The organism is Xanthomonas massiliensis (assembly GCF_900018785.1).
GTDB lineage: Bacteria > Pseudomonadota > Gammaproteobacteria > Xanthomonadales > Xanthomonadaceae > Xanthomonas_B > Xanthomonas_B massiliensis.
Map to the genome: position 1 here is coordinate 318,182 of NZ_FCOY01000007.1, position 16,790 is coordinate 334,971.

The window sequence follows — 16,790 nt, forward strand, 5'->3', positions numbered from 1 at the left end:
CCCGGACCGGGAGCCCGCGCCCCCTGTTCACGGTTGCTCAACGGCGCTCTGACCGGATTCCGACAGGCCGGCATCGATCCTAGGCGCCATGGGCACGCATTCAGGCGGCGCCCGCCATCCATCCGCGCTGGTGCCACGTTCGATGTCCATCCCCGTTCCCGCCGCCTTGCCCGCCTGTCCGCCGCGGGCGTCCTCGCACCTGCTCGCTTGCCAGCTGCTGCTGCCGTGGCTGGTCGGGCTGCCGGTGCTGGCATTGCTGCTCAACGGCGGCGACCCGTGGCTGGCCGACCACCTGTTCCATGCCGAAGGCGGGCGCTGGGCACTGCGCGATGCCTGGTTCACCACCCACCTGGTCCATCGCGACGGCAAATACCTGAGCACCCTGGCCGGGGGGGTGGCGGCCGGCCTGTTCGCCGCCAGCTGGCGCTGGCCGGCGCTGCGCCCCTGGCGGCGCGCCCTGGGCTACGCGGTGGCCGCCGTGGTCCTCTCGACCCTGGCCGTTTCCGTCCTGAAGCACCTCACCGGCATGGATTGCCCCTGGGACCTGCAGCGCTACGGCGGTACCCGGCCGCTGCTGGGGCTGTTCCAGGCCCGCCCCGCCGGCCTGCCGCCGCCTACCGAATGCTTCCCGGCCGGCCATGCCAGCGCCGGCTACGCCTGGATGTCCCTGTACTTCGCCGCGCTGCTGGCCCGGCCGCGCTGGCGCTGGGCAGGCCTGGCCGCCGGCATCGGCCTGGGCCTGTTGTTCGGCTTCTCGCAGCAGCTGCGCGGCGCGCACTTCCTCTCGCACGACGTGGCCACCGCCCTGGTGTGCTGGACGCTGGCGGCGGCCCTGTACTGGGCCTGGAGCCGCCCGGCACGGAGGGCATCGCCATGAGCTACCCGCTCGAGCTCGGGGCCGGCCCGCGCGCCACGGCGCACTGGTGGCAGCGGCGTCCACAGCTGTCCGCGGAGACGCTGATCCTGCTCGCCAGCGTGTTCTTCGCGCTGGCCTGCAACGCCCCGTTCTGGCGCAGCGCGCTGGCCACCCACCCTGCCAGCCCGCTGTTCGCCGTCGTGCTGCTGGTGCTGCTGGTGGCCGCGCACGCACTCCTGATGGGGCTGCTGATGTGGGGCCCGCTCGTGCGCCCGCTGCTGACCGTGCTGCTGGTCGCCACCGCCTGCGCCACCTACTACATGGGCCGCTACAACATCTATCTGGATGCGGACATGCTGCGCAACGTGCTGGCCACCGACCACAAGGAGTCGGGCGAACTGCTCGCGCCGTCGTTGTTCCTGGCCCTGCTCGGGTATGCCGTCGTCCCGATCGTGCTGCTGTGGCGGGTGCGCCTGCGCCGCAACGGCTTCTGGAAGGCCCTGCTGCGACGGCTGCTGTTCCTGGCCGGCGTGCTGCTGGTCGCCGGGGTGGCCGCGCTGGCGGCCGGGCAGGGCGTGGCCTCGCTGATGCGCAACCATCGCGAGATCCGCTACCTGGCCACGCCGGCCAACTACCTGGTCGCGCTGGCACAGGCCCTCAAGTCGGCCCCGGCCGCGGACGCCCCCAAGCTGCCCATCGGCGAGGATGCGCGCGCGAGCGCGCGCCCGGCCGGCAGCCGGCCGCGCCTGCTGGTGCTGGTGGTGGGCGAGACCGCGCGCGCGCAGGACTGGGGCCTGAACGGCTATGCCCGCCAGACCACGCCGGAACTGGCCGCCGATCCGGAGGTCGTCAACTTCCCCGACATGCATTCGTGCGGCACCAGCACCGAGGTCTCGGTGCCGTGCATGTTCTCGCCGTGGGGGCGCCACGACTACGACGAGAAGCGCATCCGCAGCCACCAGTCGCTGCTGGACATGCTCGCGCGCAGCGGCATCGGCGTGCTCTGGCGCGACAACCAGTCCGGCTGCAAGGGCGTGTGCGACGGCGTGCCGTTCCAGTCGCTGGCCGATGCGACCACGCCCGGCCTGTGCCACGACGGGCGCTGCATGGACGAGATCCTGCTGCAGGACCTGCCGGCCCAGGCGCGCGCGCATCCCGGCGACCGGGTGATCGTGCTGCACCAGCTCGGCAGCCACGGGCCCAGCTACTTCCAGCGCTACCCGGCCGCGTTCGCGCACTTCCAGCCGGCCTGCACCAACCCCGACCTGGGCGAATGCACGCGCCCGCAGATCGTCGCCGCCTACGACAACTCGCTGCTGTACACCGACCATTTCCTGGCGCGCACCATCGCCACCCTGCGCGGCATGGACGACTACGACACCGCGCTGGTCTACCTGTCCGACCACGGCGAGTCGCTGGGCGAGCACGGCCTGTACCTGCACGGCATGCCCTGGTCCATCGCGCCGCAGGAGCAGACCCGGGTGCCGATGGCGATGTGGTTCTCGCCACGCTTCGCCCAGGACCGCGGCCTGGACCTGTCGTGCCTGCGCCGCCGTGCCGGCCAGCGCGCCGACCACGACAACCTGTTCCCCTCGGTGCTGGGCCTGCTGCAGGTGCGCACCGCGCTGTACGACCGCTCGCGCGACCTGTTCGCCGGCTGCACCGGCTGAGGCCCGGCTTGCCGGCCGGCGGCCGGCCCTCTAGCCTGCGCCGGTTGTCCCGCGAAGGATCCGCCCCGCCATGGCCCCGCGCCGCCTGTCGTTGCTGCTGGCCCTGTCCACCCTTGCGCTGGCCGCCTGCCGGCCGTCCCCGGCACCGCCGCCGGGCGCACCGGCGGCGACGGCCGCGCCCGCCGATGCCGGCGCGGCCGCGTTCCTCGCCCGCGTCGATGCCGAGTACCGCCGCACCTGGCCGGAAACCACCGCGGCGCAATGGCTGTCCACCACCGACGCCGGCCCGGACGCGCAGCGCCTGGCCGAGCTGGCCGACGCGCGCGCGCGGGCGCGCCTGGATGCCTGGCTGGCCGAGGCCGGCCGCCACGACAACGCCTCGCTGCCGGCCGCGCAGCGCCGCCAGCTGGCCTTGCTGCGGCGCCTGGACACCGCCCCCGCACCGCCGCTGCCGGCGCAGCGCGACCAGATGGGCCGGCTGGCCGGCCGCCTGGAAGGCGGCTACGCGGCGGCGGCGGCCTGCCAGGCGGCCACCGCCGCGTGCCGGCCGCTGCCGGTGCTGGAACGGGTGCTGGCCGACAACCGCGACTACGACGCGCAGCTGCAGGCCTGGCGCGCCTGGCACGACGCCGCCGCGCCGCTGCACGCCCCGTTCCGCGCCTTCGTCGCCCTGGCCAACGCCGGCGCCCGCCACCGCGGCCAGCCCGACCTGGGCGCGCTGTGGCGCAGCGGCTACGACATGCCGCCGGCACAGCTGGAGGCCGAGGTCGAGCGCCTGTGGAAGCAGGTGGCGCCGCTGTACGGCCAGCTGCAGTGCTACGCCGGCCGGCGCCTGCAGGAGGCGTACGGCCGCCGCGGCACCCTGCCCGGCGGCCTGCTGCCGGCCCACCTGCTGGGCGACATGTGGCAGCAGGACTGGAGCAATGCCTGGGACCTGCTCCAGCCCTATCCCCAGGCCGCCTCGCCCGACGTGACCGATGCCCTGCAGCGCCGCCGCCAGGGCCGGCTGCGCGCCGCCCTGGCGCAGGTCCCGGCCGGCGATGCCGATGCCCGCTTCCTGGCCGGCCGCGATGCCGCCCGCGCCAGCGCCCAGGACATGGCCCGCCAGGCCGAGGCGTTCTACGTCTCGCTGGGCCTGCCGGCGCTGCCGCAGAGCTTCTGGCAGCGCAGCCAGTTCGTGCGCCCGCTCGAACGCCAGGCGCTGTGCGAGGCCAGCGCCTGGGACATGGACCTGGCCGGCGACGTGCGCGTGCGCATGTGCCTGGCGCCCAACGAGTCCGATTTCCTCGGGCTGGTCCACGAGATGGGCCACCTCTACTACGACCTGGCCTACCACGCCCAGCCGGTATTGCTGCAGAGCGGCGCCAACGACGCCTTCCACGAGGCGGTGGGCGATACCGCCGTGCTGGCGATGACGCCGGCCTGGCTGCACGCCGCCGGCCTGGCCGGTGCCCCGGGCGAGGATCGCCGCGCCACGATCAACGCACAGATGCGCATCGCCCTGTCCCGGCTGCCGCGGCTGCCGTTCGCGCTGGCCATGGAGCGCTGGCGCTGGGGCGTGTTCGACGGCACCATCGCGCCGGCCCAGGACAACCGCGCCTGGTGGGCGCTGAAGGCCCGCTACCAGGGCGTCGCCCCGGCGGCGCCGCGCGCCGATGACGCCTTCGATCCCGGCGCCAAGTACCACGTCGCCGCCAACATCCCGTACCTGCGCTACTTCCTGGCCGACGTGCTGCAGTTCCAGCTGCACGCGGCGCTGTGCCGGGCCGCCGGCCAGGACGGCGCGCTGCAGGCGTGCAGCATCGCCGGCAATGCCGAGGCCGGCCGGCGCCTGCAGGCGATGATGGCGCGCGGCGCCAGCCAGCCCTGGCAACGCACCTTGCAGGAGCTCACCGGCCGGGACGACTTCGACGCCGCGCCGATGCTGGAGTACTTCGCCCCGCTGTCGCAGTGGCTGGCCGAGCAGAACCGCGGCCGCGACTGCGCCTGGACGCCGGATACCGGCACGTCACCGCCCGCGCCCTGAACCGGCCCCGGCGCCGCGCCGAGTGCCGCGCGGCGGGCCGCCAGGCGTAGGCGCCCGCCCTCCCGGCCGCCGACGATTGCGGTGGGCCGTCCGTCAGTCGCCGGCCGGCAATGCCCAGCGCTCGTGGTCGCGCCCCTGGCCTTCGATGCGCAGGTAGCGCGGCGAATAGCCCGCGCCGGAACCCGGCGCGGCGCGCCAGCGCGATCGAGCCCAGGTTGTCCGGCTGGATGTTGGCGTCGATGCGGTGCAGGCCCAGCGTGTCGAACGCGTACGCCGTAGCCGGCGGCAGCGCCTGGCCCATCAGGCCGCGCCCGGCGCAGGGCACGCAGGCGTAGTACCCCAGGTAGGCGCTGCAGAAGCCGCCCATGAGGATCTGGCTGAAGTTGAACACGCCGACGATCGCTGCGCCGGCCTGCTCGCGCGCGACCAGGCTGGCGCAGTCGCCGCCGGAGAAGCGCGCGAACCAGCGCTGGAAACCGTCGTCCATGTCCAGGAACGGCCGCCCCCAGGGATGATGCAGCGCCACGCTGGCGCGATGCGCCCGGATCAGGGCCTCGGCATCGGCGCGCACGACGGGCCGCAGCGCGACCGCGGTCGCGGCCCGGGGGCGCGCCATGCCGGCGTCAGCCGACGTCGCCGTCCGGGCGGGGATGCAGCTCCTGCGCCAGCCGCGCCCTGAACTGCTCGAAATCCAGTCCCTCGGCGCGCGCCTCGGCATGCGCGGCGTCCTTGAGCGCGTCCGAGTAGACCAGCCGCACCGGCGTGCCGGCGCGCTCGTGCAGCTCGCCGGCGGCCATGATCAGCGCCAGCACCCGGGCGGCGCTGTCGGATTCGCCGGCGATGCGCCCGTCCATGCCCAGCACCCAGACCCCGTCGCGGCGCACGATGCCGGCCAGCAGCCGGCGCTGCGGATCGCGCAGTTCGGCATGCGGCTCGATCGGGGCCGGCGGCTGCAACGGTTCCTGGCGGCGGGCGCGTTCGGCCTCGCGCCGGTGGCGCTCGCGGCGCGCCTTGGACTGGATGGACATGCCCTCTCCTGGCTTGCTGGACGGCACCAGCTTACAGATCGGCCGCCACGCGGCCACGTCGTTCGCGCCGGCACGCGCGCCGGTCCCAGCGCCAGAACAGCCAGCCGAGCAGGAAGAAACCGCCGAAGCCGCAGGCCAGCCACAGCGGGTCGTGCGCCAGCAGCGGCGAGACCACCCCGGCCACGACGGCGTTGGCGGTGAGCTGGGTGAAGGCCTGCAGCGAGGACGCCAGCCCGCGCTGGTGCGGGTACAGGTCCAGCACCGCCAGCGAGATGACCGGGTAGATCAGCCCCATGCCGACGCCGCCGGCGAAGATCGGCAACAGCGCCCACGGCACCGCGATCGTCTGCACCGAGGCGGTATAGGCGATCGCGCCCAGCGCCGCCGCGCCGCAGCACAGGTAGCCGATGCGGACCTGCAGGTGGGGCGCCAGCCGTCCGGCCATGCGCCCGGACAGGAACGAACCCAGGGTCATGCCGCCGATGGTGGGAATGAACAGCCAGGCGAAGCCCTGCTCGTCCTTGCCCAGCATGTCCATCACGAACGCCGGGGCCGAGGCGATGTACAGGAACATGCCGCAGAAATTGAACGCGGCCGCCGCGGCCAGGCGCTGGAAGCGCGGGTCGAAGCCGATGCGCAGGTAGTCGCCCAGCCGTTGCCGCGGCGCCATCGGCATGCGCTGCGGCGGCGGCAGCGTCTCCGGCAGCCAGCGCGCGCTGGCCGCCAGCAGCAGGCCGGAGAAGGCCACCAGGAACCAGAAGATCGCCGGCCAGCCCAGCCCGGCGGCGAGGATCCAGCCGCCGATGATCGGCGCGATCGCCGGGGCGATGCCGAAGATCATCGCCACCTGGCTCATCAGCCGCTGCGCGTCGGCGCCCTGGTACAGGTCGCGGATCGCCGCGCGGCCGACGATCATGCCCACACCGGCGGACATGCCCTGCAGCGCGCGGAACGCCAGCAGCGTCGGCAGGTCGCGCGCCAGTGCGCAGCCGACCGAGGCGCCGACGAACACCACCAGCCCGGCCAGGATCACCCGCCGCCGGCCCCAGGCATCGGACAGCGGCCCGTGCACCAGGCTCATCAGCGCATAGGCCAGCAGGTAGACGCTGATGACCTGCTGGATCGCCACCGGCTCGACCGCCAGTTGCCGCGCCAGCTGCGGGAACGCCGGGAACACGGCGTCGATCGAGAACGGGCCGAACATCGCCAGCGCGGCCAGCAGCAGCGCCATGCGGCGGGGAGAGGGGACGGGGGCGTTCATGCGGCAGGTCTTCGGTGGGCGCCACGCGCCGGCACGGACGCGGACAGGCATGCCGGCGCCGTCGCTTGCCGCGCGGCGCCGGAAGGCAGTTCGGGAAGGCGGCCATGGTAACGGCCGCGGCCATCCAGGTTAAGCCTCGGCCGGGCCCGGCGTTCAGGCCGCGCCCGGCGCCCCTTCAGCTCCACGGGGTTGCCTTCCGGGCCGGCCGGGTACGGCGACGGTCCCGTGCCGCGGGAGGTACGGCGACGGCCCCGCGCCGCGGGCGCCGTAGCGCGGTCCGTGGGCGCCGGGCTGCACGCCACGGGTGCGCAGCCGGGCCTCCAGCGCCGTGCGGTCGAACGGCGCCCCCCGCAGGCACAGCTGGTCCATGTGCCGCGCCCGCGGCGGCGCCTCCCGCCGCGCCGGCCGGGCTCGCCGGCCCCGTCCGCCAGGTCGATCAGGCTGGCGCCGGCGCGCAGTTGCACCCGGCCCGGCGCGTCCGGGCGCCGCTCCTGCGTGCCCCCCCGCACCCGGCAGTAGAACGCCTGCCTCGCGCGCCCGCAGCACGACGTGGTCGATGCCCCGCACCGCAAGCGGCGGTCGCCCGTTCGTGCCCGCCCTCCCGACGATCCGCGACGGCCAGGGTCGCACGCACGATGCCCATGCCGCCGCCTCGGCGCCCGGGCGGGCGGGCTATAATCGCCACGATCCGGTGGGAGAAGCGGAAGTCCGCTGCCGAAGGCGCAACGCCCGTAATCGCTCAGGCCCGATACCACCGTTGCAACAACACTCTGGAGAGATCGGCCCGCCTTCCCGGCAGCGGCCGGCGCCGAAGGGGCACGAAGCAGCCGCACGCTTCCAAACTCTCAGGCAGAAGGACAGAGGGGCGCGAAACGACCGGCACACCTGCGATCCGGCGCCTGCGCGCGGGCGCGGCGGGCCGCGCCGCCCCGTCCCTTCGCTCCGGAAGCCGCCATGCCCCAGAACCCTCCTTCCCTGCGTGACCTCGAACACGCCGACGCCTTCGTCGGCCGCCACATCGGCCCCGACGCGCACGAGATCGCGCGCATGCTGCGCGTGGTCGGCTACGACTCGCTGGACGCGCTGACCGATGCCATCGTCCCCGGCGGCATCCGCAGCCCGGAGGCGCTGGCCCTGCCCGGCGCGGTCACCGAGGAGCAGGCGCTGGCCCGCATCCGCGCCATCGCCGCGCGCAACCAGGTGCTGCACAGCTTCATCGGCCAGGGCTACTACGGCACCTTCACCCCGCAGGTGATCGTGCGCGACATCCTGGAGAACCCGGCCTGGTACACGGCCTACACGCCCTACCAGGCGGAGATCTCGCAGGGCCGCATGGAGGCGCTGATCAACTTCCAGACCCTGGTCGCCGACCTCACCGGGATGGAGATCGCCAACGCCTCGCTGCTCGACGAGGCCACCGCCGCGGCCGAGGCGATGACCCTGGCGCGCCGCGCCGGCAGGTCGAAGTCCAACGCGTTCTTCGTCCACGACGCGGTGCACCCGCAGACCCTGGAAGTGCTGCGCACCCGCGCCGAGCCGCTGGGCATCGAGCTGGTCGTGGGCGCCCCGGAACTGGCGCGCGAGGCCGACGTCTTCGGCCTGCTGCTGCAGTACCCGGACACCACCGGCGCGATCGGCGCGCATGCCGACCTGGTCGCGGCGGTGCATGCGCGCGGCGGCCTGGTGGCGGTGGCCACCGACCTGCTGGCGCTGACCCTGCTCACCCCGCCGGGCGAGTGGGGCGCGGACATCGTGGTCGGCAACAGCCAGCGCTTCGGCGTGCCGCTGGGCTTCGGCGGCCCGCACGCCGCGTTCATGGCCTGCCGCGACGCCTGGAAGCGCTCCATGCCCGGGCGCCTGATCGGCGTGTCCATCGACGCACAGGGCAACCCGGCCTACCGCCTGGCGCTGCAGACCCGCGAGCAGCACATCCGCCGCGAGAAGGCCACCTCCAACATCTGCACCGCGCAGGTGCTGCTGGCGGTGATGGCCAGCATGTATGCGGTCTACCACGGCCCGCAGGGCCTGACGCGCATCGCCCGCCGCACCCACCGCCTCACCGCGATCCTGGCCGCGGCGCTGCGCGGCGCCGGCGTCGCGCTGGCCAACGCGCAGTTCTTCGACACCCTGCGCATCACCGGCGTGGACGCGGCCGACGTGCTCGCCCGCGCCGTGGCCGCCGGCTACAACCTGCGCGACTTCGGCGACGGCAGCGTCGGCATCAGCCTGGACGAGACCGCCACCCGCGCCGACGTGGTCGCCCTGGCCGGCCTGTTCGGCGCCGGCATCGCCGATGCCGGCGGCACGGCCGCGGCGACGGGCATCGACGCGCTGGACGCGGCCACGCCCGACGCCCTGCCCGAGGCCCTGCGCCGCACCAGCGCGTTCCTGCAGCACCCGGTGTTCAACCGCTGCCACAGCGAGCACGACCTGCTGCGCTACCTGCGCGCGCTGGCCGACAAGGACCTGGCCATGGACCGCACCATGATCCCGCTGGGCTCGTGCACCATGAAGCTCAACGCCACCGCCGAGATGGTGCCGGTCACCTGGCCGGCATTCGCCGACATCCATCCGCTGGCCCCGGCGGCGCAGACCGCGGGCTACCGCCAGCTGATCGGCGAGCTGGAGGCGATGCTGGCCGAGTGCACCGGCTACGACGCGGTCAGCCTGCAGCCCAACTCCGGCGCCCAGGGCGAGTACACCGGCCTGCTCGCGATCCGCGGCTGGCACGCCTCGCGCGGCCAGGGCCACCGCGACATCTGCCTGATCCCGGAGTCCGCGCATGGCACCAACCCGGCCTCGGCCACCCTGGCGGGCATGAAGGTGGTGGTGGTCAAGTGCGACGCGCACGGCAACGTCGACGTCGCCGACCTGGAGGCGCAGGCCGCGCGCCACGCCGACCACCTGGCCGCGCTGATGATCACCTACCCCTCCACCCACGGCGTGTTCGAGGAGGACGTGGTCGAGATCTGCGAGATCGTCCATCGCCACGGCGGCCAGGTGTACACCGACGGCGCCAACATGAACGCGCTGGTCGGCGTCGCCAAGCCCGGCAAGTGGGGCTCGGACGTATCCCACCTGAACCTGCACAAGACCTTCTGCATCCCGCACGGCGGCGGCGGCCCGGGCGTGGGCCCGTGCGCGGTCAAGGCGCACCTGGCGCCGTTCCTGCCGCGTGCCGGCCTCCCGGGCGCCGGATCCGGCGCCGGGGCCGGGACCGGGGGATCGGCGGGCGCCGGCGGCATGGTCTCGGCCGCGGCCTACGGCAGCGCCTCGATCCTGCCGATCAGCTGGATGTACATCACCCTGATGGGCGCGGCCGGCCTGCGCAAGGCGACCCAGGTCGCCCTGCTCAACGCCAACTACATTTCGCGCCAGCTGGCGCCGTACTTCCCCACGCTCTACACCGGCCGCAACGGCCTGGTCGCGCACGAATGCATCCTCGACCTGCGCCCGCTGGAGAAGGCCAGCGGCATCGGTGCCGAGGACGTGGCCAAGCGCCTGGTCGACTTCGGCTTCCACGCCCCGACGCTGAGCTTCCCGGTGGCCGGCACGCTGATGGTCGAGCCGACCGAGAGCGAACCGCAGGCCGAGCTGGACCGCTTCATCGAGGCGATGATCGCCATCCGCCAGGAGATCGACGCGGTGATCGACGGCCGCCTGGACCGCGAGGACAACCCGCTGCACAACGCCCCGCACACCGCGCTGATGGTCGGGGCCAGCCAGTGGACCCACGCCTACCCGCGCGAGCAGGCCGCCTGGCCGCTGGCCAGCCTGCGCACCGCCAAGTACTGGCCGCCGGTGGCGCGCGTGGACAACGTCTACGGCGACAAGCACGTGATGTGCGCCTGCATCCCGGTGGACGCGTACCGCGAGGACGCCGAAGCCTGAGTGCCCGGCAAGCCCCGCTCCGGCGGGGCTTGCCCGTTGTGGGCGCGATCCGGCGCAGCCCGGGCGCGTCCGCGGCAGGCGGGTCCGGCCGTCCGATCCGGTCCGGGGCCGACGCCGGCTCGCCGCCGCGGCGGCAGGCGTCCGGCGCACGCCCGCATCCACCGCATCCTCTCCGTCGCATCCTCTCCGTCGCAAGCGCATGCCGGCGACCGACGCGGTGCCATGCGCAGCGGCTATGCTGGTCGCCCGCCTGCCACGGCCATGCCGCGATGACCGCCGCCCTCGCCCGCCCGCTGCTCGCCGTTCTCCTCGCCGTGGCCGCCGCGGTGGCGAACGCCGCGGCACCGCCCACGCCGGCGCCCGCATCCGCGCCCCCTGCACCCGCATTCGAGCTGGTCGCGCTCGGCGTGCGCGGCGGCGACCTGGACGGCGACCTCAGCGCCTGGCTGGTGCGCGGGTCCGGCGATGCGCGCTACCTCGCCCTGGACGCGGGCACCTTGCTCAACGGCCTGCGCGTGGCGCGCGCCAGGGGCGCCTTCGCCACCTTCGCCACCCCGCCGGCCTGTCGCGGGCTGTCCGCGGACGGCTGCCTGCTGCGCGAGGGCATCGCCGGCTATTTCGTCAGCCACCCGCACCTGGACCACGTCGGCGGCCTGCTGATCGCCGCGCCCGACGACAGCGCCAAGCCCATCTACGGCCTGGCCACGACCCTGGACGCGCTGTCGCGCGACTACTTCAACTGGAGCGCCTGGCCCAACTTCGCCGACCGCGGCGCGGCGCCGGCGCTGGGCCAGTACCGCCTGCTCGCGCCGGGCGAGGACCGCGAGTTCGCCATCGACGGCACCGCCCTGCACGCGCGCCTGCTGCCGCTGCAGCACGACCGCATGGTGTCCTCGGCCCTGCTGGTGCGCGCCGGCCAGGACTGGCTGGCCTACTTCGGCGACACTGGCCCGGATGCCGTGCAGCATTCCACCCGCCTGGCCGAAGCCTGGAAGCGGCTGGCGCCGTTGCTGCGCAGCGGCCGCCTGCGCGCGCTGGTGATCGAGACCTCCTACCCCGACGGCGTGGCGGACGAGCGCCTGTACGGCCACCTCACCCCGCACTGGCTGCTGGCCGAGCTACACGCGCTGGCGCGCGAGACCGGAGGCGAGGCGCCGCTGCGCGGGCTCGCCGTGGTGGTCACCCACATCAAGCCCAGCCTGGGCGACGGCCCCGACCCGCGCCAGCAGATCGGCGCGCAACTGCAGGCCGGCAACGACCTGGGCGTGCGCTTCCTGTTCCCGCGGCAGGGCGACCGCCTGGTGTTCTAGCGGAGGCCTGCAGCGGTAGCGGCCGCGCCGCGCCGCGCCGCTCAATCGTGGAAGATCGCCGGCGTCCCCACCCAGATCATCCGCACCTCCTCCAGCGCGTGCATGTCGTAGGGATGGCGCTGGTCGAAGTGCGCGCTGTCGCCGGGGCCGAGCACGAAGCTGCGCCGGCCCATCTTCACCTGCAGCCGGCCGCTGAGGACGTACCAGAAGCCCTCGCCCTCGCGCCGCATGGTCGGCGCGGTCAGGCCCGCCGGCACGGTCAGGCGCAGCGCCTCCATCTTGCGCTCGCTGTGGCGGCCGCTCAGCCGCTCGTAGACCACCGAGGAGCCCAGCTCGATCGGCTCGCCCTCCGACGCACGGCAGATCACCTGGCGCGGCGTGGGCACGCGGGTGAAGTAATCCAGTTCCACTTCCAGCGCCCGCGCCAGCGCCTCCAGCGACAGCAGCGAGGGCGAGGCCAGGTTGCGCTCGACCTGCGACAGGAACGGCGCCGACAGGCCGGAACGCTGCGCGACCTGCTGCAGGGTCAGGCCCATGCGCTTGCGGCGATCGCGGATCGCGGCGCCGATCGGCAACCGTTCCTGGCCCGCCGGCTCGGCCATCGCCATCAGGAGGTGTGGTCGGAAACGATGCGCCAGTGGCCGCCCTGGCGGTGGAACAGCAGCGTGGTCAGGCCGCTGGCGACCTGGCCGCTGGCCTGACGGAGCGTGTAGCGGCCGGTGACGAAGGCGTAGTCGGGGCCGGTGCGCACGGTCTCGAGCACCGCGATGGACAGCTCGCCCATCGGCTCGCCCTTGGCGAAGCGCGCGGCGTACATCGCGCGGATGCCGTCGTAGCCGTGGGTCATGCCCGAGGCGTTGATGTAGGCGATCGTGGGCGAATGCTCGTACAGCGACATGAAGGCATCCAGGTCGCCGCGGCTCCAGGCCGCGGCACTGTCCCCGAGCGCCGCGGTGATCGCCTGCGTCAGCGCGGGGTCGGCCGCGGCGGCCGGGGATGCGGGCGGGGCGGCGTGGGCGTCGAGCAGGGGCATGGCGGCAAGCATGGCAGCGATCAGCAGGGTGCGCATCGGAGGTTCCGGTCTGGGAAGGGACGCCGGCGGGCGTGGGGCGACCTTAGCCCAGCACGTGGCGAATGTTCAAATTTTGTTGACTTGATCAAAATTTTTTGACAATGATCGGCCGGCCGCTCCCCGGCTCCTTCCTCCCGCACCCAGGCCCCACCCCCATGCCCAAGTCCCGCACCCCGTTGCTGGCCGTCACCCTGCTGGCCCAGGCCCTGGCCGTCCAGCTGGCCGCCGCCCAGACCGCGCCCGCCAAGGCCGACGCCGAGCCCAAGACCCTGGACGACATCGTCGTCACCGCCACCAAGCGCGCGCAGAGCGCGCAGACCGTGCCGATCAGCATGACCGCCATCTCCGGTGCCGAGCTGGAACGCCGCGGCGTGAACGGCCTGTCCGACCTGGCCCGCATCGCCCCGTCGCTGAGCGTCAACTCCTCCGGGCCCGGCTCCAACAACCTGGTGATCCGCGGCATTTCCTCCACCGCCGGCTCGGCGGCGACGGTGAGCTACTACCTGGACGACGTGCCGATCTCCGCGTCCAGCAACGCGGCGCTGCTGTCCACCCGCGGCGTGATCGACCCGACCCTGTTCGACGTGGAGCGGGTGGAGGTGCTGCGCGGCCCGCAGGGCACGCTGTACGGCTCCAGCTCGATGGGCGGCACGATCAAGTACGTGTCCGTGCAGCCGGACACCGAGTACGGCGAAGGCCGGATCAAGGCCGACCTCTCCAATACCCACACCGGCGGCTTCAACGGCAACCTCAGCGGCTCGTTCAACCTCCCGATCAAGAAGGACGTGATGGGCCTGCGCGTGTCCGCCTACACCCGCTACGACGACGGCTACATCGACCGCTACGCCATCGACCCGAGCGACTACCTCAAGGCCGACTACGGCCACAAGCAGGACAACGTCAACACCTACCGCACCTCCGGCGTGCGCGCCGCGCTGCTGATCAAGCCGGACGAGAGCCTGAGCATCACCCCCAGCATCATCTACCAGTACGTGAAGCTGGGTTCGCCGTTCACCTACGACAAGAACCCCGGCACCGACAGCGACGCCTACCAGGTGCGCGACGTGGACGAGCGCAACGTGCAGAAGTCGATGATCTCCAACCTGGCCGTCACCAAGCACTTCGACGCGCTCGACCTGACCTCGTCCAGCTCGTACTTCACCCGCAAGTTCGACATCCGCGACGACAGCTCCAAGGTCATCAACTACTTCTTCGGCCTGCCGTCGGTGTACCCGGTGACCATGTACGGCAACTACGAGAACAAGGAATTCACCCAGGAATTCCGCGCGTCCAGCCAGCTCTCCGGGCCGCTGCAGTACACCGCCGGCGTGTTCTTCCACAACGTGCGCGCGCCGCTGGCCTCGTCCATTCCCTACCCGGCCGGCTTCAACGAGACCTTCGGCACCCCGTTCCCGGACTACGCCACCCTCTACGCCGGCGCCCGCTACGCCACGCTGAAGGAATACGCGGTGTTCGGCGAGCTGTCCTACGCCTTCACCGACAGGCTCAAGGGCACCATCGGCATCCGCGGGTTCAAGGTGGACCAGACCTTCGAGCAGTCCGGCGACGGCCTGCTCAACGGCGGCCCGAGCAGCGTGCGCAACACCTCCAGCGACCGCGGCGCCACGCCCAAGTACACGCTGCAGTACCAGGCCACGCCCGACAGCATGGTCTACGCCACCGTATCCAAGGGCTACCGCCCCGGCGGCCCGAACAATCCGGCGCCGGCCACGCTGTGCGGGACCGAGGTGGCCGGCCTGGGCCTGAGCCAGTCGCAGCTGAGCAAGTACGGCCCCGACTACCTGTGGAACTACGAGGCCGGCTTCAAGACCGCCTGGCTCGACCGCCGCCTGCAGGTCAACGGCTCGGTCTACCACATGGACTGGAAGGACGTGCAGCAGCAGATCGTGCTCAGCTGCGGCTACAACATCACCGCCAACTTCGGCAAGGCGGTCAGCGACGGCGGCGAGCTGGAGGTCAACTACCTGCCCAGCAACGACGTCACCCTCAGCCTGGGCGCCGGCTACAACGACGCGCACCTGAAGAACGACGTGCCGGGCACCGCGGCCAAGGACGGCGACCGCCTGACCAACGTGCCGCGGTTCAGCGGCTCGGCCTCCGCCGAGTACCGCTTCCCGGTCAACGACACCTACGAGGGCTTCGTGCGCGGCGACATCGGCTTCGTCGGCAATTCCACCTTCCTGTACGACCGCACCAGCCCGTTCTACCGCCGCGGCGGCTTCGCGGTCACCAACCTGCGCGCCGGCGTGCGCGGCGGCAACGGCATCGACATGTCGGTGTACGTGACCAACCTGTTCGACAAGCGCGGCGAGACCGACCTGCCGGTGGCGATCTCGGCCGACCTGCCGACCACCCGGCGCGTGGCGATCAACCAGCCGCGCACCATCGGCGTGACCTTCGAGTACGGCTTCTGACGGGTACTGCCGTCGCCGCCGCTGGAACTGGAAGGGGAGCCCGTCGGCTCCCCTTTCTTGTTGGCTTGTCGGCTGCTTGCCGGGCGCCCGGGCCCGCCGCGCCGGCCTCGCCCGGCGCGCCGTGGCGGCCACGCACCGTCCCGCCGGTTCAGTGGCATTGCACATGCGCCCGCCGCGCGGGCGCTAGGCTGGCGGTCTCCCCAGTTGCAGGAGCATTCGCATGCAGGCGATCAGTCGACGCGGCTTCATCGGCGGCGTGGCCATGGCGGGCATGGCCGGGATGATGGCCATGGCCGGCGCGGGCGCCGCGCCCCGTCCAGGCGGGCCGGCGGCGGCCGCGGCGCCACGCCGGATTGCGCTGCGCGGCGGGCCCGCGGTTCCCGCCCTGGGCATGGGGTCCTGGCACCTGGGCCAGGGCCGGCATCCGGCCGCGCAGGAGATCCAGGCCCTGCGCACCGGGCTGGAGCTGGGCCTGGACCTGATCGACACCGCCGAAATGTACGGCGACGGCGCGGCCGAGCGCCTCATCGGCCAGGCCATTCAGGGCACCCGGCGCCCCTACCTGGTATCCAAGGTCCTGCCCTCGCATGCCGACACGCGCGGCGTGGCGCGTGCCTGCGATGCCAGCCTGCGCCGGCTGGGCGTGGAACGGCTGGACCTGTACCTGCTGCACTGGCGCGGCCGCGTGCCGCTGGCCGAGACCGTGGCCGCGTTCGAGGCGCTGCGCGCGGCGGGCAAGATCGCCGCGTGGGGCGTCTCCAACTTCGACGTGGCCGACATGGAGGAACTGTGGCGGGTCCCGGACGGCGAGCGCTGCGTGGTGGACCAGGTGCTCTACAACGTCGGCAGCCGCGGCATCGAGTTCGACCTGCTGCCGTGGTGCCAACGCCACCAGGTCACGGTGATGGCCTATTCGCCGCTGGGCAGCCGCGCCCTGCTCGGCAATGCGGTGCTGGCCCGCATCGCCGCGCGCCACGGGGTGGACGCCCCCGCGGTGGCGCTGGCCTGGGCGATCCGCAGCGGGCGGGTCATCGCCATTCCCGAGTCCGGCTCGCCCGGGCACGTGCGTGCCAACGCGACGGCGCTGTCGCTGCGCCTGGCGGCGGCGGACCTGGCCGAGCTCGATGCCGCCTTCCCGCCACCGACGCGCAAGCAGCCGCTGGACGTGCTGTAGCGGTACGGTCCGTGCGGCCGTGGCAGGCCGGCCAGCTTCCTGCGCGGTGCACCGGTCGCGATGCCCG

General features: G+C 73.3%; 11 protein-coding genes, 1 pseudogene and 1 riboswitch. Of the genes and pseudogenes, 7 read left to right on the forward strand and 5 right to left on the reverse strand.

Features of this window, described 5'->3' with window-relative positions; all coding sequences use genetic code 11:
* Window positions 1-142 precede the first annotated feature (142 nt).
* The 3 genes from BN3794_RS11540 (at window position 143) to BN3794_RS11550 (ending at window position 4,552) form a co-directional block, all read left to right on the forward strand.
* Entirely contained in the window at window positions 143-877 is a 735-nt protein-coding gene (locus BN3794_RS11540) for a phosphatase PAP2 family protein (protein ID WP_078059816.1), read from the forward strand.
* Entirely contained in the window at window positions 874-2,526 is a 1,653-nt protein-coding gene (locus BN3794_RS11545) for a phosphoethanolamine transferase (RefSeq protein WP_066098823.1), read from the forward strand. The genes BN3794_RS11540 and BN3794_RS11545 overlap by 4 nt, the downstream gene beginning before the upstream one ends.
* Before the next feature lie 70 nt (window positions 2,527-2,596).
* Window positions 2,597-4,552, forward strand: a complete 1,956-nt coding sequence (locus tag BN3794_RS11550; RefSeq protein WP_066097470.1) for a M2 family metallopeptidase — start codon at window positions 2,597-2,599, stop codon at window positions 4,550-4,552.
* 235 nt (window positions 4,553-4,787) lie between these two features.
* Here the strand turns inward: BN3794_RS11550 and BN3794_RS16000 are convergent.
* The 3 genes and pseudogenes from BN3794_RS16000 to BN3794_RS11560 form a co-directional block, all read right to left on the reverse strand.
* A pseudogene (locus BN3794_RS16000) lies at window positions 4,788-5,270 on the reverse strand (GNAT family N-acetyltransferase); the annotation flags it as partial.
* Window positions 5,176-5,580 (reverse strand): hypothetical protein, encoded by a 405-nt coding sequence (locus BN3794_RS11555; protein WP_066097471.1) that lies wholly within the window; start codon window positions 5,578-5,580, stop codon window positions 5,176-5,178. The pseudogene BN3794_RS16000 and the gene BN3794_RS11555, both read right to left, overlap by 95 nt.
* Before the next feature lie 31 nt (window positions 5,581-5,611).
* Window positions 5,612-6,841, reverse strand: a complete 1,230-nt coding sequence (locus BN3794_RS11560) for a multidrug effflux MFS transporter (protein WP_066097472.1) — start codon at window positions 6,839-6,841, stop codon at window positions 5,612-5,614.
* A 760-nt stretch (window positions 6,842-7,601) separates the two neighbouring features.
* A riboswitch (glycine riboswitch) is annotated at window positions 7,602-7,712 on the forward strand.
* 83 nt (window positions 7,713-7,795) lie between these two features.
* On the opposite strand from BN3794_RS11560, the gene gcvP reads away from it, so the two are divergent.
* Window positions 7,796-10,732 carry an aminomethyl-transferring glycine dehydrogenase gene (gene gcvP, locus BN3794_RS11565; RefSeq protein WP_066097473.1) on the forward strand — a complete coding sequence of 979 codons (2,937 nt, stop codon included), beginning with the start codon at window positions 7,796-7,798 and terminating at the stop codon, window positions 10,730-10,732.
* Window positions 10,733-11,001: 269 nt separating this feature from the next.
* Window positions 11,002-12,042: a 3',5'-cyclic-nucleotide phosphodiesterase gene (locus BN3794_RS11570; protein WP_078059733.1), complete on the forward strand. Its 1,041-nt coding sequence runs from the start codon at window positions 11,002-11,004 to the stop codon at window positions 12,040-12,042.
* Window positions 12,043-12,083: 41 nt separating this feature from the next.
* Here BN3794_RS11570 and BN3794_RS11575 read toward each other — a convergent pair whose 3' ends face one another.
* Together BN3794_RS11575 and BN3794_RS11580 are read right to left on the reverse strand one after the other, a co-directional pair.
* Window positions 12,084-12,644, reverse strand: a complete 561-nt coding sequence (locus BN3794_RS11575; RefSeq protein WP_066098827.1) for a helix-turn-helix domain-containing protein — start codon at window positions 12,642-12,644, stop codon at window positions 12,084-12,086.
* A 5-nt stretch (window positions 12,645-12,649) separates the two neighbouring features.
* The gene (locus BN3794_RS11580; RefSeq protein ID WP_066097474.1) at window positions 12,650-13,111 is read right to left on the reverse strand and encodes a YybH family protein; all 462 of its coding nucleotides are present in this window, start codon (window positions 13,109-13,111) and stop codon (window positions 12,650-12,652) included.
* Window positions 13,112-13,269: 158 nt separating this feature from the next.
* On the opposite strand from BN3794_RS11580, the gene BN3794_RS11585 reads away from it, so the two are divergent.
* Both BN3794_RS11585 and BN3794_RS11590 read left to right on the forward strand, forming a co-directional pair.
* A complete protein-coding gene (locus tag BN3794_RS11585) occupies window positions 13,270-15,549 on the forward strand; it encodes a TonB-dependent receptor (RefSeq protein ID WP_066097475.1) in 2,280 nt (759 codons plus the stop codon).
* Window positions 15,550-15,838: 289 nt separating this feature from the next.
* On the forward strand, window positions 15,839-16,723 hold the full coding sequence (locus tag BN3794_RS11590) for an aldo/keto reductase (protein ID WP_066098829.1): 885 nt from the start codon (window positions 15,839-15,841) through the stop codon (window positions 16,721-16,723).
* The last annotated feature ends 67 nt before the right edge of the window (window positions 16,724-16,790 follow it).